This window comes from Paraburkholderia phenoliruptrix (assembly GCF_047325075.1).
Taxonomy (GTDB): Bacteria; Pseudomonadota; Gammaproteobacteria; order Burkholderiales; family Burkholderiaceae; genus Paraburkholderia; species Paraburkholderia phenoliruptrix.
This window is the reverse complement of sequence record NZ_CP168531.1, coordinates 363,600-381,153: the sequence shown is the minus strand read 5'-3', so window position 1 is coordinate 381,153 and position 17,554 is coordinate 363,600. Positions and strand designations below refer to the sequence as shown.

Genomic DNA, 17,554 nt, shown 5'->3' with positions numbered 1-17,554 from the left:
AACGCGTCGACACGGAGTGATGTCATGACGGATTTGTCCAGCGGTAGCGAGCAGTGGCGGACCCTCGGTGCAGCGCGTGCGGAGCCGGCGGACGCCGATCCGCAGGAAACCGCCGAGTGGCTGGAGGCGCTGGACGCCGTTGTCGAACACGTGGGCCGCGAGCGCGCGCAGTTTCTGTTCGACAGGCTGGCGAGCCATGCTGTCTCGCTCGGCGTCGAAGCGGCGCGCAACAACGTGACGCCGTACCGGAACACGATCGCGCCGGAGGACGAGCCGCGCTATCCGGGCAATCTGGAGCTGGAAGAGCGGCTTGCGGCCGCGCTCCGCTGGAATGCGCTGGCGATGGTGGTGCGCGCGAACAGGGCGTACGGCGAACTCGGCGGGCATATTGCGAGCTATGCGTCGGCGGCGGATCTGTTCGAGGTCGGCTTCAACCATTTCTTTCGCGCCTCGGCTTCGGAAAAAGGCGCGGGAGCAGGCGAGGGCGCGGGCGACCTCGTGTACTTCCAGCCGCACTCGTCGCCGGGCGTGTATGCGCGAGCGTATCTGGAAGGCTTTCTGTCGGAGGAGAACCTGCGGCATTACCGTCGCGAGATCGGCGGCCCCGGGCTGTGTTCGTATCCGCATCCGTGGCTGATGCCGGATTTCTGGCAGTTTCCGACCGGCTCGATGGGCATTGGCCCGATCAACGCGATTTATCAGGCGCGCTTCATGCGCTACCTCGCGAATCGCGGGCTCGCGCACACGCAAGGGCGCAAGGTGTGGGGCTTTTTCGGCGACGGCGAGATGGACGAACCCGAGTCGACCGGCGCGTTGTCGCTCGCGGCGCGCGAAGGGCTCGACAACCTGGTGTTCGTGATCAACTGCAATTTGCAGCGTCTGGACGGCCCGGTGCGCAGCAACGGCCGCATCATCGACGAACTCGAGGCGCATTTCACCGGCGCCGGCTGGAACGTGATCAAGGTGATCTGGGGTTCGGACTGGGACGCGCTGTTTGCGCGCGACCGCAGCGGCGCCTTGCTGCGCGCATTTGCGCAGACCGTCGACGGCCAGTTCCAGACCTTCTCGGCTAACGACGGCGCCTACAACCGCGAGCGTTTCTTCGGCCAGAATCCGGAACTCGCCGCGCTCGCCGGGCAATTGAGCGACGAAGATATCGACCGCTTGCGGCGCGGCGGCCACGACGCGCGCAAACTGCACGCCGCCTACGCCCGCGCGCTTGCGCATCGCGGCCAGCCGACCGTGATTCTCGCGAAAACGATGAAGGGCTTCGGCATGGGCGCGGCGGGCCAGGGGCGCATGACGACGCATCAACAGAAGAAGCTCGACTACGACGACCTCAAGGCGTTTCGCGACCGCTTCCGCCTGCCGCTCACGGACGCGGACGTCGAACAGCTGAAGTTTTACAAACCCGCGGAAGACAGCCCGGAAATGCACTACCTGCATGCTCGCCGGGCCGCTCTCGGAGGCTATCTGCCCAGAAGGCGGAGAGTTGCATCGGAGGGGCTGATCGTCCCTCCGATGTCCTCCTGGGGCCAGTTCGCGCTGGACGCCAACGGCCGCGAGATGTCCACGACGATGGCGCTCGTGCGCATGCTGACCGCGCTGCTCAAGGACACCGCGCTCGGCCCGCGCATCGTGCCGATTGTCGCCGACGAGGCGCGTACCTTCGGCATGGCCAACATGTTCCGCCAGGTCGGCATCTATTCGCCGCTTGGCCAGTTGTACGAGCCCGAGGATCTCGGCTCGATGCTGTACTACCGCGAAGATACGCAGGGCCAGATTCTGGAGGAGGGTATTTCGGAGGCGGGCGCGGTGTCGTCGTGGATCGCGGCGGCAACGTCCTACAGCGTGCACGACCTGCCGATGCTGCCGTTCTACATCTACTACTCGATGTTCGGCTTTCAGCGCATCGGCGACCTGATCTGGGCGGCGGCGGACCAGCGCGCCCGCGGCTTCCTGATCGGCGCGACGTCGGGCAAGACCACGCTCGGCGGCGAGGGCTTGCAGCATCAGGACGGCACGAGCCACCTGGCGGCATCGACCATTCCGAATTGCCGCGCGTACGACCCCGCGTTCGCGTATGAAGCCGCGGTGATCGTCGACGAAGGCATGCGCGAGATGGGCGAGCGCCAGCGCGACGTGTTCTATTACGTCACGGTGATGAACGAGAACTACGCGCAGCCTGGCGCGCCGGGCGGCGACGTGGATGCCGTGCGCGAAGGCATTCTCAAAGGCCTGTATCCACTCGCCGCTCGTTCTGACGAGCGAGCGGCGGCGCAGATTCAACTGCTCGGCGCCGGCGCGATTCTCGGCGAGGTGCTCGCGGCGCAGCGCATGCTCAGGGACGACTGGCAGATCGGCGCGGCGGTCTGGAGCGTGACGAGCTTCAGCGAACTGCAGCGCGACGGCATGGCGGCCGAGCGGCTCGCCCGCTATGGCGAGCCGCAGCATGTGCCTTACGTCACGCGGATGCTTGGCGGTACTGAAGGTCCCGTGGTTGCCGCCACGGATTATGTTCGCGCGGTGCCCGAACTGATTCGCGCGTACGTGCCGCGCCGCTATGTGACGCTCGGCACCGACGGGTTCGGCCGCAGCGATACGCGCGGGGCGCTGCGCGAGTTCTTCGAAGTGGACGACAAGGCCATCGTGATGGCCGCGTTGAAAGCGCTGGTGGACGAGCGCGCAATAGAAGCGCACGTGCTGCGCGACGCGCGCCGCAAGTATTACGGCGATGCGCCGGTGCCGGCGGCGTCGTGGCAACGTTGATGCGCCGCCGGTGACCGCGCAGCCGCCGCGGCGGTTACACCCGTAATGCGTCGTTACCACTTGCAGCATCTATTTCCGCGCGTCTCGCCGACAATTCGTTCCATGCCTCAACGGCGGGAGCGGACAATGAAAAAGTTAGCAGTGGCTTTGGTGATGGTGGGCAGCTTGAGCGTCGCAGGACAGGCGTCGGCGCATGGCCATGACGGCGGCGATCTGGTCGGCGCGCTGATCGGCGGCGCGGTGCTGGGCGCGGTCGTGACCTCGGTGTTGAATCCCGCGCCGGTCGTGGCCTATCAGCAGCCTGTTTATGCACAACCCGTGTACGCGCAGCCCGCGTATCAGCCGGCACCGGCCTACGACGGCCCGCCGCCCGGCTACTGCTATGACCAGTACCAGCGCGCGTATGTGGCGTGCGGAGCGCCGCCGCGGCAGTATGAATACGCGGACCCGAACCCGAGGTGGTAAGCGCGAGGCGCGCGCCTTGTGTGCGCGCTACTCGCTACAGACAGAAAGGCCGTCGCCTGCTGCGACGGCCTTTTCATTTGAGGCGCCGCCTGGCGCTGCCGCTCAGTGCCTGTGGTGCAGCCACTCGGCGTAATGCGTGTCGAGCCAGCGCTCGAGCTTTTGTGATCCCGCCTTGTGGTGATAGCGGGACGTCGCCCAGATTGCCGCGCCGACCAGCACCATGACGGTCGGTCCAAGCAGGTAAGCGATCAACGATTCGGACATGGCCGCCTCCTTGGAAAGGTTGCATCGTTGCTCCAGTGTAGGCGATTGATTGCAGGATAAAAGTGCGGCGTGAAGCGAGGGCCTGGCGCGGTGCTTTGGGTTCTAGGCGGTGTTTTAGTAACCTTATGAACGAGCTAGGTTTTCCCGCAATTACAAATGCTTGTGATGCACATGCATTCCTTTGTGTACCTAAAAAGCGGCGCCGCCACTGCTGTGATGCCGTGACCGGCATTGGGCCAGTTCAGCTTGCGCGAGTCGCGCTCTTGCGCGCCGCGTCAAGCTGGGCGTCGACGAAGTCCGCCCAGCGCTGCGCGATTTGCCGCGCTTCGGCCGCAGCGCTTGTGGCTTCCACGTGGCGCGCGTGTTGTCGCGTTTGCGCTGAACTTTTGTCCTCTTGTGCGTGCCGCGCCATCTCGCGCAGATGAACCGACGCCGTTCGCCGGAAGTCGTGCAGAACGAAATGCTCGACGTCGAGGCCGAGCGCCTTCACGGCCTGGTTGAGCGTGCTCTTTGCGATCGGCCGGTCGCCGCCTCGCACGCTCGGAAACACGAACCGCGTGGCGGCTCGCGCGCGATGCAGCTCGCGCAGCAGCGTGACTGCCTGCTGCGGCAGGTAGACGAGCTGATCGGTGTCCTGCTTCAGACGCGAGGCCGGAATGCGCCACGACGCCTTCTCGAGGTCGAATTCCTCCCACGTCGATTCCACGAGGTCGGACTTGCGCACCATCGTCAGCGCGAGCAGATGCAGCGCGATCTTGAGCGGGCGCCGAATGCTCGAGGTGTCGATTGCATGGAGCGTCGCGCCGATTTCGTCGCCGGAGAGCACGCGCGTGCGGCTCTCGAAGGTCGCAATGGAGCGCGCCGGCACGACTTCGGCGGGATTGGCCCTCGCGAGTTGGCGCGCGATCAGATACTCGTAGAGGCGCTTGATCACATTGCGCGTGTGCAGCGCCATTTTCGGCGAGCCGCGGCTTTTGATGCTGTCGCAAATGGCCACCACGTGCTCGGCCGTCACGCTTTTGACGGGCAAGCCGCCTATAGCGGGCAACACGTCCTTGTCGAGCGCGCGCCGCGTGGTGCGGCGATATTCGTCCGACTTGCCGGCCATTTCGGTCGCCATGTAGAGCTCGGCGGCTTCGCGCAGCACGTCGGCTTTCGCTTCGGCACCGCGGTCGCGACGCGCGGTCGCAACCGGCGAAATGCCTTGCGCGACCAGCTCGGCGTACTTCTGCGCCCTGGCTCGCGCGACCCGCAGCGAAATCATCCGATAGTCACCGATGGTCGCGAGCGGCTGGCGCTTGCCGTTCAGCGAGTAGCGGAAGCGCCACACCTTGGTGCCGGTGGTCATGACTTCGATGACGAGGCCATTGCCGTCGGCGACGCTGTAGCGGGCGGCGCGCGGTTCGAGCGCGCGGACTTGCGATTCGGTGAGGGGGACGGCTTGGCGGGGCATGCTCGGGTGCGTAGAAGGCGACAGCGCGAGTTTAACCCGTTTGCACTTTGTGTACCAATGAAGCGGCGCGGTGATGGCTCACAAATGCGAACTGCGCGGCTTGGGTGCGATGCGGGTTTCTGCTGTGTGAGACCATGCGCGAAGGCATTTCAGGCGCAGTCAGCACTTTCCTCGCACGGCGCACTACTTCCCGATACAAAACCTGCTGAAAATCACTCCCAGCAGATCGTCGGAGCTGAACTCGCCCGTAATCGAGTTCAACTGATCCTGCGCGAGCCGCAGTTCCTCGGCGAATAGATCAAGCGCCTGCGAGTTCTGGTCGGCATGCGCGGCGGCTGTCGCGAGATGCTCCTCGGCCGCGCGCAACGCGATCAGATGACGTTCGCGCGCCAGATAAACGCTCTCCGCGCCGGCCTGCCAGCCGGCAATGCGCAGCAGTTCGCCGCGCAGCAGCCCCACGCCGTCTCCCTGTTTGGCGGACAACCGCACTTCGCTGAGGTCGAAGTCAACGCCGAGCGCGCGCGCTTCCGGCGGCAAGCCCACCAGATCCGTCTTGTTCAGCACGCGCACGACCGGCACGCCGGCGGGAAAACGCCTCGCGATGGTTTCGTCCTCGGCAGTCATGCCGGTGCGGGCGTCCAGCAGATGCAGCACCACGTCCGCGCGCTCGATCTCGCTCCACGTGCGCGCAATGCCGATTTTCTCGACTTCGTCTTCGGTATCGCGCAGGCCTGCCGTGTCGATCACGTGGAGCGGAATGCCCTCGATCTGAATGGTTTGCGCGACCTTGTCGCGCGTGGTGCCGGCAATCGGCGTGACGATGGCGAGCTCGGCGCCTGCCAACGCATTCAACAGCGACGATTTGCCGACGTTCGGCTGTCCCGCGAGCACTACCGAGAGCCCCTCGCGCAGCAGCGCGCCTTGCCGCGCCTCGGCGAGCACGCTCGCGAGGCGCTCGCGAATGCGCGCGAGCTTGCCGCGGGCGTCGGCGGCTTCGAGAAAGTCGATCTCTTCTTCTGGGAAGTCGAGCGTGGCTTCGACCAGCATGCGCAGCGTGATGACTTCCTCGACCAATGCATGGATGTCGCGCGAAAACGCCCCCTCGAGCGAGCGGCCTGCCGAGCGCGCCGCGGCTTCCGTGCTCGCCTCGATCAGATCGGCGACCGCTTCGGCTTGCGCCAGATCCAGCTTGTCGTTGAGAAACGCGCGCCGGGTGAATTCGCCGGGCTCGGCGAGCCGCAGACCGAACGCGCGGCCGGCGTCGATACAACGTTGCAGCAGCAGTTGGAGCACGACGGGGCCGCCATGGCCTTGCAACTCCAGCACATGCTCGCCGGTGTATGAATGCGGCGCTGGAAAGTAGAGCGCGATGCCGCGATCGAGCGCGTTGCCGCTGCCGTCGAGGAAAGGCACGTAGCTCGCGTGGCGAGGCCCGAGCGTCTGACCGGTGAGCGCCTGCATGAGCGAGTGCGCCGCGGCCTCGCCCGCGCGTCCGAACGAAATGCGCACCACGCCGATGCCTCCCCGGCCGGGCGCGGTGGCAATGGCGACGATGGGATCGGAGTCGGTGGTCAGCATGACAGAAGAGGCGGCGAGATCGGGAGAATGGGGCAGGGCGGCGCGCGGAACCGCGCGGCGCCGGGCATTGTAACGCGCGCGCCGGTGGGAGCCTGTGGGCGGTCCTCTTGTGCATCCGCATTCTTGCTTTCTATGCCGCGCTTAAGATTGATCCTAAGCAAGCTAGGATTGTTACTACACCGTTAGGACTAGTCCAAGCCCGGGGCGCGTCGCGCATGGCTCTGGCTCAAGCCCCATATGGAAATTTCGCAAAAATTGACATCCGGCGGAACTGCATGCCCCTTCGGCGCGTCAAGCTAAATTTATCTCAAATACGCTAAACATGAGCCTGTTCAGTTGTCAACCGGGAAGACGCTGAATTGCACAATCTGGCCCATGCCTACCCCCAAAGAAAAAGCCGCCTTCGCCAAGAGGCTGAAGGACAGCCTGGAGCCGCTGAAAATTCGCGGCGGGACCAAGCTCGCCGAACAGTTCAACCTTCGTTATCGCGGCGACCGTCCGGTTACGCCGCAAACCGCGCACAAGTGGCTGACGGGCACGACGATTCCCAAGCCCGACAAGCTGCGCACGCTGGCCGAATGGTTGAACGTGAAGGAGCATTGGCTCCACTACGGACCTTCGCCCGGCGCGAGCACAAGACCGCTGGCACGCGGCGAGAAGTATCCGCCGTCGCAGGAGACGATCGAGCTGGCTTCGAAGATCGAGTCGCTAACGCCGAAGGATCGGTTTCTCGTCGAAGAAATGATCGTGCGCTTCTACGGCGAGGATACCGAAGAAGAATAACGGATGCGTCGTTTCCGCTGGCCCTGGCCATGAAAAAAGCCGCCCGGTTCGATGAACCGGGCGGCTTTGTCTTTGCGGCTGCATTTGCCGCGCGTACTTTCAGTGCAACTCAGGCCACACTCAGGCCGGCTTCGCCTTCGACTGACCCATCATGCGCGTAATGTAGTACTGCTGCGCGATGGACAGCACGTTGTTGACCACGTAGTACAGCACGAGACCGGCCGGGAAGAAGAAGAACATGACCGAGAACGCGATCGGCATGAACATCATCATCTTGGCCTGAACCGGGTCGGGCGGCGTGGGGTTCAGCTTCGTCTGCAGGAACATGGAGACGGCCATCAGCACCGGCAGGATGAAGTACGGGTCCTGTTGCGACAGATCGTGAATCCACAGAATCCACGGCGCGCCGCGCATTTCCACGGAAGACAGCAGCACCCAGTAAAGCGAAATGAACACCGGAATCTGCACGACGACAGGCAGACAGCCGCCGAACGGATTGACCTTCTCGGTCTTGTACAGCTCCATCAGCGCAGCGTTCATTTTCTGCGGATCGCCCTTGAAGCGTTCGCGCAGCGCCTGCATGCGCGGCGTGATCGCCTTCATGCGCGCCATGGACTTGTAGCTTGCCGCCGACAGCGGGAAAAACACCGCCTTGATGAGCAGCGTGAGCAGCACGATTGCCCAACCCCAGTTGCCGACATAGCTGTGAATCTTCTCGAGCAGCCAGAAGAGCGGCTTCGCGATGATCGTGACCCAGCCGTAGTCCTTCACCAGTTCGAGACCCGGCGCGATGCCTTCCAGCATGCGCTCTTCTTCCGGACCGGCGAAGAGGCGCGCGGACACGTCGACCGTCTGGCCCGGCGCGATGGCCGCGACCGGCTCCTTCACGCCGACGCGATAAAGCGCCGGATCGATCTTCTCGACATAGATGTCGCGCTTCACGCCCTGCTGCGGAATCCACGCCGACGCGAAGTAGTGCTGCACCATCGCGATCCAGCCGTTGTCGGCCTGCTTCGCGTAGTCTTCCTTGTTCTTGTCGATGTCGCCGAACGTCATCTTCTGGAAGTGGTGCTGGTCGGTGTAGACAGCCGGTCCGATGAACGTGTGCGAGAAGCGCGGCGTTTCCACCGGCTGGTCGTCGCGCACCAGTTCCATATAGACCGACGGGCTCACCGGCGCCGTGCCGACGTTCTGGATCTTCGTGTCGACGCCGATCACATAGCTGCCGCGCGTGAACGTGTAGGTCTTGATGACCTTCACCCCACCCTTGACCGGCGACTCGAAGCTCAGGCTGAACGATTTCTGGTCGCCCTTCAGCTCGGTCTGCTGATTGGGCATCAGCGTGTAGACGTCGTTGTGGTTCGGGAAATCGCCGCCGAGCAGACCCGTGCGCGCCAGATACGTGTGATTGCCCGTACGGTCGAACAGCGTGATGACGAGGTCCGGCTGCTTGCCGTCGCCTTGCTTGACGAGCGACAGCTTGGACAGCGTGCCGCCGCGCGTGTCGATTTCGCCGCTATAAACGTCGGTGCTGAACTTGACGAGCTGCGATTGCGCGGCCGCCGGCGTGTTGGCCGGCGCCGCAGCGTTGGTGGCCGGCAGATCGGCGGGCTGGGTTCCCGGCGTCGTGGTTCCCGGTGCGGCGTTGCCGGCCGTTTTGGTCGGCGTGGCGCTTGGGAAGAACATCGACGGGCGTCCGTGGTCGCGTTGCCAGTTGTCGAACAGCATGACCGCTGACATGAAGAAGATGACCCATAGGACGGTGCGTTTGATATCCATGCGTTGTCTCAGTGTCGATGGAACGGCGCGTCAGCGCTTTTCAGAAGTGGGAGGCGGGACGAGATCGATGCCGCCCGCGGAAAACGGGTGGCAGCGGCAAAGGCGCCTGGCGGCGAGATAAGTCCCGCGCGCGGCGCCATGATACTGGATTGCTTCGCGCGCGTAATCAGAGCAGGAAGGGTAAAAACGGCACCGGTTGCCGAGCATGGGGCTCACGGCAACCTTGTAAAAGCGCAATAAAGCGATGAGTACCGTTTGCATGGCTCATGCGGCCGGACGGCGCCGCGCAACGTGGAGTACCGGACAACGTCCGCCGACAAAGGCTGCCGCAGCGACGGCGGCCCGGGCGAAACAGCGGACGGTTGCCTGAGCGTCATTCCGTCTTCGGCGCTTCCCCGGCCGGCGCCTCGCGACGGGCAATTTCGCGCGCTGCCTTGTCGAGCAGCGCCTCGATTTCACGGCGGCACAGCGCCTTCAGCGGCGGCGACGAGGCGCTCGGCAAAGCCTTCCTGTCGAAGCGCGTATGCAGACGCAGCAGCACGTCCCAACCGCCGAATTCCGCGCGACGCAGCCGGAAAGCCTCCCGCGCAATTCGACGCACCAGATTACGCGTGGCCGCGCGCGGCGCATACTTCTTGCCGATCACGAGGCCGAGGCGCGCGTCATTGCCGGTGGGCCGGCCATACACGACGAAGTGCGCGGTGCGGCGCCAGGGGCGCAAACGAAAAACGGATGAAAATTCATCCGTTTTCAGTAGCCTTGCGGCTTTGGGGAAGGCGGCTTGCGTTCGCAACGGTACGGAGCCCTGTTGCGGCGCCTTGGCCGGTTCCGCTTCCGCCTGGCCGTGATTGTCGGGCGTGCCGCGCATGTTGTTTGCCACAGTCAAGCCCGGAGCAACGACGTCTCGCGCAGACAGAGCGCGCAATCCGCTCGCCTGCCTTAGATGGCGAGGCGCTTGCGGCCCTTCGCGCGACGTGCGTTGATGACCTTGCGGCCGCCAGCGGTCTTCATGCGAACGCGAAAGCCGTGGGTGCGCTTGCGACGGGTAACGGAAGGTTGGTAAGTACGTTTCATGTTGCTCTCACTTGATCGAAAAAAAACCGCGCGATCATCGCTGAAAGCGCAATGGCCGGAGGTTTACTGAATTGGTTTTCGCGGAACCCGCTATTTAAACCGGTTTTTCGTTGACCGTCAATAGTTTAGCCGGGGCCGCCCGCGCAGAGCGGGCTTCGGCCCAAGATGATCCGGCCCTGTGGATAACTCACTTGCGGCTCCGATTTGGCGTTAGAATCTCGCCTTACTTCCCAAAAATGATGCACGCCGCTCCGGCTCGCTTGTCCCGCAAACCCTTGTGGCACAAGCGCCTGGGGCTGCTACGCCTGGCTGCTCCGGGCCTTGTTGCGCGCGCGCGACGGGGGCAGCGGCGAGCCTCGTGCACACCATAACGACAGCATCTTGATGAACGAATTCTGGCAACACTGTTCCGCATTGCTGGAGCGTGAGCTCACGCCCCAGCAGTACGTGACGTGGATCAAACCGTTGGCCCCGGTCGCCTTCGACGCCGCTGCGAACACCCTCAGCATTGCGGCGCCGAACCGCTTCAAGCTCGACTGGGTCAAGAGCCAGTTCTCCGGCCGCATCGCGGATATGGCCCGCGATTTCTGGCATGCCCCGATCGACGTGCAATTCGTACTGGACCCCAAAGCGGGCATGCGCGCGCCCGCGGCAGCGGCGCCGGGTCCGGCGCGCGCGGGTTCTTCGGGGCCCGCTGGCGGCCATGCGGGTGCTCACTCGGGCGCAAGCGCGGCCGTGGATGCCGCCGTCGGCGCGGTGCAGGCGGCGCATGCCGCGCGTGGCAATCCGGCAAACGCGGTCAATGCCGCCAACGCGGCACTGGCGGCGCAAAACGCAAGTGCACGCGGCGCAGGGGAAGACGCCGCCGACCTCGACCTGCCGAGCCTCGACGCGAACGAAGCCGCGGCGGCGCGCCGCACGTGGCGCCCTGGCCAAAGCGCGGGCGCGAACGGCAGCGCCGAGACCGACTCCATGTACGAGCGCTCCAAGCTGAACCCGGTGCTGACTTTCGACAACTTCGTGACCGGTAAGGCCAACCAGCTCGCGCGCGCCGCGGCGATCCAGGTCGCGGACAACCCGGGCATCTCGTACAACCCGCTGTTCCTGTATGGCGGCGTGGGGCTCGGCAAGACTCACCTGATTCACGCAATCGGCAATCAGCTGCTGATGGACAAGGCGGGCGCGCGGATTCGCTACATCCACGCGGAGCAATATGTGTCCGACGTCGTGAAGGCGTACCAGCGCAAGGCGTTCGACGACTTCAAGCGCTACTACCATTCGCTCGATCTGCTGCTGATCGACGATATTCAGTTCTTTTCGGGCAAGTCGCGCACGCAGGAAGAGTTCTTCTACGCGTTCGAGGCGCTCGTCGCGAACAAGGCGCAGGTCATCATCACCAGCGACACGTATCCGAAGGAAATTTCCGGTATCGACGACCGCCTGATCTCGCGCTTCGACTCCGGCCTGACGGTCGCGATCGAGCCGCCCGAACTGGAAATGCGCGTCGCGATCCTGATGCGCAAGGCGCAGTCGGAATTCGTGAGTCTCAATGAGGATGTGGCGTTTTTCGTCGCGAAACATTTGCGTTCGAACGTGCGAGAACTGGAAGGCGCGCTGCGGAAAATTCTCGCGTACTCGAAGTTCCATGGTCGCGAGATCACCATCGAGCTGACGAAAGAAGCGCTGAAAGATCTGCTGACGGTGCAGAACCGGCAGATTTCGGTGGAAAACATCCAGAAGACCGTGGCGGATTTCTACAGCATCAAGGTCGCGGACATGTATTCGAAGAAGCGTCCGGCGAATATTGCGCGGCCGCGGCAGATCGCGATGTATCTGGCGAAGGAGCTGACGCAGAAAAGTCTGCCGGAAATCGGCGAACTGTTCGGCGGGCGGGATCACACCACGGTGCTGCACGCGGTGCGCAAAATCGCCGACGAACGCGGCAAGGACGCGCAGCTGAATCACGAATTGCACGTGCTGGAGCAGACGCTGAAGGGTTAAGCGGCGCGGGCGGAGAAATCGACCTGTTTATTTCCAAAGTCGCCCCCAATTTAGTGAGGCGGTTCCTTTTTCAGGCACAATACAGGTTTAACCGCCCGGCGCGGCCGCGGGCGGATTTCACGCCGTGACGGGCGCTGCGTGGCGCCGGCGGGGAGCCACGGCTGGGTGCCGGAAACGCCTTGATTGGCTGGAAGGCGCGCAGGCCGTTATATCAACGAAGGAACTCTATGCAACTGGTCAAGACCGAACGCGATAACCTCCTCAGGCCGCTGCAAACCGTGAGCGGCATCGTCGAACGCCGCCATACGTTGCCGATCCTCGCCAATTTGCTGATTACCAAGAACGGCCCGGACGTGTCGTTCCTGTCAACCGACCTGGAGTTGCAGATCACCACGCGCGCCGACTTCGGCGTGGGCGGCGAATCCGTGGCGACCACGGTGGCAGCGAGAAAGCTCCTCGACATTCTGCGCGCCATGCCCGACGGGCAGGTCACGCTCACGCTGAACGACAAGCGTCTGACGGTGCAATCCGGCAAGAGCCGCTTCGCGCTGCAAACGCTCGCCGCTGACGAATTCCCGACCGTCGCGCAAGCTAAAGACTACGGCGCGAGCCTCGTGGTTCCCCAAAAGACGTTCCGCCAGCTGCTCGGCATGGTCCATTTTTCGATGGCCCAGCAGGACATTCGCTACTACCTGAACGGCATGCTGCTGGTGGTGGACGGCGACCAGCTGATGGCAGTGGCGACAGACGGCCACCGCCTCGCGTTCTCGTCGATGAAGATCGAGGGTTCGTTCGCGCGCCAGGAAGTGATCATTCCGCGCAAGACGATTCTTGAATTGCAGCGTCTGCTCGAAGACATCGACGACACCCTCAAGATCGACATCGCGCAAACGCAGGTCAAGTTTACGTTCGGCCAGGTGGAACTCGTGTCGAAGCTGGTGGAAGGCAAATTCCCCGACTTCCAGCGCGTGATTCCGAAGTCGCACAAGAATCAGTTCGTGATCGGCCGCGAAGAACTGCAGCGTTCGCTGCAGCGCGCGGCGATTCTGACGTCGGACAAATTCAAGGGCGTGCGCTGCATTATCGAGCCGGGCCAGTTGAAGATCATGTCGACCAACGCCGATCAGGAAGAGGCACAGGAAGAACTGGAAATCGCATACGACGGCGACAGCGTCGATATCGGGTTCAACGTCACGTATCTGCTCGACGTGCTCGCGAACCTGAAGGTCGACATGCTGCAAGTGAGCCTCGGCGACGCCAGCTCCAGCGCGCTGATCACGATTCCCGAAAACGACGAATTCAAATACGTGGTGATGCCGATGCGCATCTGACGCGTCCAATACCAGGAACACACCAAGGGGCGCAGCGCCCCTTTGGCGTTTTTATGGCGTTTTGAAAAGTCCCGAGCAGCAACCCAGCAGTAATGCAGAACCGGAAAAAATCCATGACTGAAACGAACAATACGCAACCCGACAACAGCTACGGCGCTTCGTCCATTCAGATCCTCGAAGGTCTGGAGGCGGTGCGCAAGCGGCCGGGGATGTACATCGGGGATACATCGGATGGCACCGGTTTGCACCACCTCGTGTTCGAAGTGCTCGACAACTCGATCGACGAAGCGCTGGCCGGCTATTGCAACGACATCCAGGTGATCATTCACGCGGACAACTCCATCTCCATTACCGACAACGGCCGCGGCGTGCCGACCGGCCTGAAGATGGACGACAAGCACGAGCCGAAGCGCAGCGCCGCCGAAATCGTGATGACCGAGCTGCATGCCGGCGGCAAGTTCGACCAGAACAGCTACAAGGTGTCGGGCGGCCTGCACGGCGTGGGTGTCTCGTGCGTGAACGCGCTTTCCGCGTGGCTGCGCCTGACCGTGCGCCGCGACGGCAAGAAGCACTTCATGGAGTTCCACCGTGGCGTGCCGCAAAACCGCGTGCTCGAAGAAATCGACGGCGTGATGACCTCGCCGATGCAGGTCGTTGGCGACACCGAAAACCGCGGCACCGAAGTGCATTTCATGGCCGACGAGACGATTTTCGGCAACGTCGAATATCACTATGACATTCTGGCCAAGCGTATTCGCGAACTGTCGTTCCTGAATAACGGCGTGCGCATTCGCCTGCTCGATCAGCGCTCGGGCAAGGAAGAAGACTTTGCGTTCGTCGGCGGCGTGAAGGGTTTTGTCGAGTACATCAACAAGACCAAGAGCGTGCTGCACCCCACGATTTTCCACATCACCGGCGAGAAAGACGGCGTGGGCGTGGAAGTGGCCATGCAGTGGAACGACAGCTACAACGAAAACGTGCTGTGCTTCACGAATAACATTCCGCAGCGCGACGGCGGCACGCACCTCACCGGTTTGCGCGCGGCCATGACGCGCGTGCTGAACAAGTACATTGCCGATCACGAAGTCGCGAAGAAGGCGAAGGTCGAGACATCGGGCGACGACATGCGCGAGGGGCTTTCGTGCGTGCTGTCGGTGAAGGTGCCGGAGCCGAAGTTCAGCTCGCAGACTAAGGACAAGCTGGTGTCGTCGGAAGTGCGCGCGCCGGTGGAAGAAGTCGTTGCAAAGGCGCTGGAAGAATTCCTGCTCGAAACGCCGAACGACGCGAAGATCATTTGCAGCAAGATCGTCGACGCGGCGCGCGCGCGCGACGCGGCCCGCAAGGCGCGTGAAATGACGCGGCGCAAGGGCGTGCTCGACGGCGTCGGCCTGCCGGGCAAGCTCGCGGATTGCCAGGAGAAGGATCCGGCGAAGTCCGAGATTTATATCGTCGAGGGCGACTCGGCAGGCGGCTCGGCGAAGCAGGGCCGCGACCGCAAGTTCCAGGCGATCTTGCCGCTGCGCGGCAAGGTGCTGAACGTGGAGAAGGCACGCTACGACAAGCTGCTCTCGTCGGAGCAGATCGTGACGCTGATCACGGCGCTCGGCTGCGGCATCGGCAAGGAAGATTACAACCTCGAGAAGCTGCGCTATCACCGAATCATCATCATGACCGATGCTGACGTGGACGGCGCGCACATCCGCACGCTGCTTCTCACGTTCTTCTATCGTCAGATGCCGGAGATGATCGAGCGCGGCTACATCTACATCGCGCAGCCGCCGCTGTACAAGATCAAGGCGGGCAAGGACGAGCGGTATCTGAAGGACGAGACCGAGGTCAATGCGCACATTCTGAAGCTGGCGTTGCAGGGTTCGGAATTGCTGCCGTCGGAGAACAGCACCGCGATTACCGGCGACGCGCTGGGCGAATTGGCCCGCGCGTATCTGCTGGCGCAGGCGGTGGTGGACCGGTTGAGCCGGCTGTACGACGCGGGTGCGCTCGAGGCGGTAATGGATGGCGTGGCGATCGATCTGTCGAGCGAGGCGGCGGCCGAGGCATCGGCAAAGGCTTTGGAAGCGAAGCTGCGTGACGATGCCTTGAAGCCTGAAGTGACCGTGACCACGATGTATGACCCGGTTCGGGAATTGCGCTCGCTGAAGGTGGCGCGCACGCATCACGGCAATCAGAAAATCTCGGTGTTCGACGAGGAGTTTCAGCTGACCGCGGATTATCAGCAGTTGGTGAATACCGCGAATACGTTCAAGGGGTTGATCGGCGCCGGCGCGGTGATCAAGCGAGGTGAGCGGAGCATGGCGGTGACCGACTTTAAATCGGCCATGAAGTGGTTGCTGGCCGATGCAGAGCGCAATGTTTCCAAGCAGCGGTATAAGGGTCTCGGTGAAATGAATCCCGAGCAGCTGTGGGAAACGACGATGGATCCGGCAGTGCGACGTTTGCTGCGTGTGCAGATTGAAGATGCAATTGCGGCGGATGGGATCTTTACGACGCTGATGGGGGATGATGTGGAGCCCCGGCGGGCTTTCATTGAGTCTAATGCGTTGAGAGCGGGGAATATTGATGTTTGATTTTGTCTGTAGCAGGAACCATAACGTGAGATTTTGGGAAGCATCCGCTGAGACATTTATTGAATGATGCATCCCGATAGCTCAAGCTTAGGGCATCCAGTCAAGCGTTAGTCGGACGGAAAAACGGCCACCTTTGTAAGGTGGCCGTTTTTTTCAGTGAGAAATTCCAGACTGGAGTCGTCAGCAAACTCGGGTTCGCACAACACGGCCGTGGACAACGTAGTCTTGGTCTGTGGTGATTCAAGGGGAACAACGATGTCTTCCAATTCGATGTCGACAAAAGGTGAAATCTGGCCAAGTTCGTGATGGTGGAGTGAGGGGGCGATGGCAGCATCGTTTTGTGCTACGTTGCATTAGTTTCGGTACGGGCCCCTCGATTTGATTTCGGTTACGGGGGCTGACCAACCGCTGAGCCTTTTGTCGCAAGGCGTAACCAGAACTATCGTCAAAGGGCCGCTGGAGTCATTTCCAGCGGCCCTTTTTTGCGATTGCCCTAGCAAGCTTGTAGATTGCACCGCGCGAACATGCGCGACTCAGGTCTCACCACGACCTGAGGCATCAAGACATCCGGGGGCACAGCCACCTCCAAGTCAATGGCCAACGCCGTTTTGCTTCGATTGCGCTCGTGCCGCCCACTTCTCATAAAACGGACAATAGATTTCGTAGAGATGCGCCGGTAGGCGCCGAGGCGATGCCGACGATAGTTTCGGCCGTCCGCACCGGCTTGCCATTGTTGCGGGCGCGCGAATACCACTGAAGCAAACTGCACTAACAGGTAGATTTTTCGATTAAGCGCACACATAATCGCCTGAAAGGTCAGACCTGCCTGCGCCAGTGTGCGGCGAGTGCTCGCGTCCGCCGACGAGATAACCATCGGTGGCCTTGTCCAGACGGTGGCGCTAGGTCTGCTCAGGCACTACCCGCTTGACATCGACCTCGATGTGTCGGCCTCAGCATTACCGGCAATCTGGGCCGCACCGAAACACCGGCGAACTGGCCCAACAGCAGCCCCAGAACGACCAAGAAGCAACACTGGCCGGGGCGATGCTGAGGATATTCGCGGTCAGGGAGAAGATGATGACCAGACGCCGTGGGGTTCCTGACGATTTCCCGAGAGAGCCGGCGCCTGGACTTCTGCCCGGTACGCAGCCCAAGCTTCTCGTGCGCGAGTTGGATGGGCGGTACCAGGCAAGGTGCAGCGCACGTATGAGGTCGCTTAGCAGGTGCTCGTTTCCACTGCCTGCTGGTATTGCGGCGAGCGCAAGATGATTGCGTAGTGAAAGCGAGCGGGCAGACTCTAGCGTCGGGAGTGGGAACGTGGCGTTTCTGGATGACTTGCTGGATACATAACGCCACCACTCTCCTTATATTCACCTGGCATAAAAATCACGAATCAATTGGTTCGATGCTGGCCCATGAAATCCATGTACGTTGCACTCGTTTTCAATCTTGCGGAGTCTTGTCGTCAATGA

At 62.5% G+C, this 17,554-nt stretch carries 13 protein-coding genes; 6 read left to right on the top strand and 7 right to left on the bottom strand.

Annotated features, from left to right (window positions below; all coding sequences use genetic code 11):
* Window positions 1–24: 24 nt before the first annotated feature.
* Both mdeB and ACEN8U_RS13625 read left to right on the top strand, forming a co-directional pair.
* Entirely contained in the window at window positions 25–2,769 is a 2,745-nt protein-coding gene (mdeB, locus tag ACEN8U_RS13630) for an alpha-ketoglutarate dehydrogenase (protein WP_310104583.1), read from the top strand.
* 126 nt (window positions 2,770–2,895) lie between these two features.
* Entirely contained in the window at window positions 2,896–3,234 is a 339-nt protein-coding gene (locus ACEN8U_RS13625) for a hypothetical protein (protein WP_013590120.1), read from the top strand.
* 102 nt (window positions 3,235–3,336) lie between these two features.
* On the opposite strand, the gene ACEN8U_RS13620 is transcribed toward ACEN8U_RS13625, so the two are convergent.
* The 3 genes from ACEN8U_RS13620 to mnmE form a co-directional block, all read right to left on the bottom strand.
* Window positions 3,337–3,498 carry a hypothetical protein gene (locus tag ACEN8U_RS13620; RefSeq protein ID WP_013590121.1) on the bottom strand — a complete coding sequence of 54 codons (162 nt, stop codon included), beginning with the start codon at window positions 3,496–3,498 and terminating at the stop codon, window positions 3,337–3,339.
* A 241-nt stretch (window positions 3,499–3,739) separates the two neighbouring features.
* Window positions 3,740–4,951, bottom strand: coding sequence for a tyrosine-type recombinase/integrase (locus tag ACEN8U_RS13615; protein ID WP_310104586.1), 1,212 nt, complete (start codon window positions 4,949–4,951; stop codon window positions 3,740–3,742).
* A 183-nt stretch (window positions 4,952–5,134) separates the two neighbouring features.
* Entirely contained in the window at window positions 5,135–6,529 is a 1,395-nt protein-coding gene (gene mnmE, locus ACEN8U_RS13610; RefSeq protein WP_310104589.1) for a tRNA uridine-5-carboxymethylaminomethyl(34) synthesis GTPase MnmE, read from the bottom strand.
* 375 nt (window positions 6,530–6,904) lie between these two features.
* Between mnmE and ACEN8U_RS13605 the strand changes: the two genes are divergently transcribed.
* A complete protein-coding gene (locus tag ACEN8U_RS13605) occupies window positions 6,905–7,312 on the top strand; it encodes a transcriptional regulator (protein WP_015004139.1) in 408 nt (135 codons plus the stop codon).
* A gap of 120 nt (window positions 7,313–7,432) precedes the next feature.
* Here ACEN8U_RS13605 and yidC read toward each other — a convergent pair whose 3' ends face one another.
* The 4 genes from yidC to rpmH form a co-directional block, all read right to left on the bottom strand.
* Entirely contained in the window at window positions 7,433–9,091 is a 1,659-nt protein-coding gene (gene yidC, locus ACEN8U_RS13600; protein WP_310104592.1) for a membrane protein insertase YidC, read from the bottom strand.
* 30 nt (window positions 9,092–9,121) lie between these two features.
* Window positions 9,122–9,352 carry a membrane protein insertion efficiency factor YidD gene (gene yidD, locus ACEN8U_RS13595; RefSeq protein ID WP_015004140.1) on the bottom strand — a complete coding sequence of 77 codons (231 nt, stop codon included), beginning with the start codon at window positions 9,350–9,352 and terminating at the stop codon, window positions 9,122–9,124.
* Between the two features lie 112 nt (window positions 9,353–9,464).
* Window positions 9,465–9,959 (bottom strand): ribonuclease P protein component, encoded by a 495-nt coding sequence (locus ACEN8U_RS13590; protein WP_310106315.1) that lies wholly within the window; start codon window positions 9,957–9,959, stop codon window positions 9,465–9,467.
* Window positions 9,960–10,030: 71 nt separating this feature from the next.
* Window positions 10,031–10,165 carry a 50S ribosomal protein L34 gene (gene rpmH, locus ACEN8U_RS13585; RefSeq protein ID WP_004198824.1) on the bottom strand — a complete coding sequence of 45 codons (135 nt, stop codon included), beginning with the start codon at window positions 10,163–10,165 and terminating at the stop codon, window positions 10,031–10,033.
* A 384-nt stretch (window positions 10,166–10,549) separates the two neighbouring features.
* Here rpmH and dnaA point away from each other — a divergent pair, with 384 nt between their 5' ends.
* From dnaA to gyrB, 3 genes are all read left to right on the top strand, one after another.
* Window positions 10,550–12,166, top strand: a complete 1,617-nt coding sequence (dnaA, locus tag ACEN8U_RS13580) for a chromosomal replication initiator protein DnaA (protein ID WP_310104595.1) — start codon at window positions 10,550–10,552, stop codon at window positions 12,164–12,166.
* 227 nt (window positions 12,167–12,393) lie between these two features.
* Window positions 12,394–13,497, top strand: coding sequence for a DNA polymerase III subunit beta (dnaN, locus tag ACEN8U_RS13575; protein WP_013586764.1), 1,104 nt, complete (start codon window positions 12,394–12,396; stop codon window positions 13,495–13,497).
* Window positions 13,498–13,610: 113 nt separating this feature from the next.
* Entirely contained in the window at window positions 13,611–16,082 is a 2,472-nt protein-coding gene (gene gyrB / locus ACEN8U_RS13570; protein WP_041745927.1) for a DNA topoisomerase (ATP-hydrolyzing) subunit B, read from the top strand.
* Window positions 16,083–17,554 lie beyond the last annotated feature (1,472 nt).

Bases quoted from the DNA above. Each gene is read 5' to 3' on its own strand.
- yidC (WP_310104592.1), bottom strand. From the start codon at position 9,091: ATGGATATCAAACGCACCGTCCTATGGGTCATCTTCTTCATGTCAGCG.
- ACEN8U_RS13615 (WP_310104586.1), bottom strand. From the start codon at position 4,951: ATGCCCCGCCAAGCCGTCCCCCTCACCGAATCGCAAGTCCGCGCGCTC.
- ACEN8U_RS13590 (WP_310106315.1), bottom strand. From the start codon at position 9,959: ATGCGCGGCACGCCCGACAATCACGGCCAGGCGGAAGCGGAACCGGCC.
- ACEN8U_RS13605 (WP_015004139.1), top strand. From the start codon at position 6,905: ATGCCTACCCCCAAAGAAAAAGCCGCCTTCGCCAAGAGGCTGAAGGAC.
- dnaN (WP_013586764.1), top strand. From the start codon at position 12,394: ATGCAACTGGTCAAGACCGAACGCGATAACCTCCTCAGGCCGCTGCAA.
- ACEN8U_RS13620 (WP_013590121.1), bottom strand. From the start codon at position 3,498: ATGTCCGAATCGTTGATCGCTTACCTGCTTGGACCGACCGTCATGGTG.
- mdeB (WP_310104583.1), top strand. From the start codon at position 25: ATGACGGATTTGTCCAGCGGTAGCGAGCAGTGGCGGACCCTCGGTGCA.
- ACEN8U_RS13625 (WP_013590120.1), top strand. From the start codon at position 2,896: ATGAAAAAGTTAGCAGTGGCTTTGGTGATGGTGGGCAGCTTGAGCGTC.
- gyrB (WP_041745927.1), top strand. From the start codon at position 13,611: ATGACTGAAACGAACAATACGCAACCCGACAACAGCTACGGCGCTTCG.
- mnmE (WP_310104589.1), bottom strand. From the start codon at position 6,529: ATGCTGACCACCGACTCCGATCCCATCGTCGCCATTGCCACCGCGCCC.
- yidD (WP_015004140.1), bottom strand. From the start codon at position 9,352: ATGCAAACGGTACTCATCGCTTTATTGCGCTTTTACAAGGTTGCCGTG.
- dnaA (WP_310104595.1), top strand. From the start codon at position 10,550: ATGAACGAATTCTGGCAACACTGTTCCGCATTGCTGGAGCGTGAGCTC.
- rpmH (WP_004198824.1), bottom strand. From the start codon at position 10,165: ATGAAACGTACTTACCAACCTTCCGTTACCCGTCGCAAGCGCACCCAC.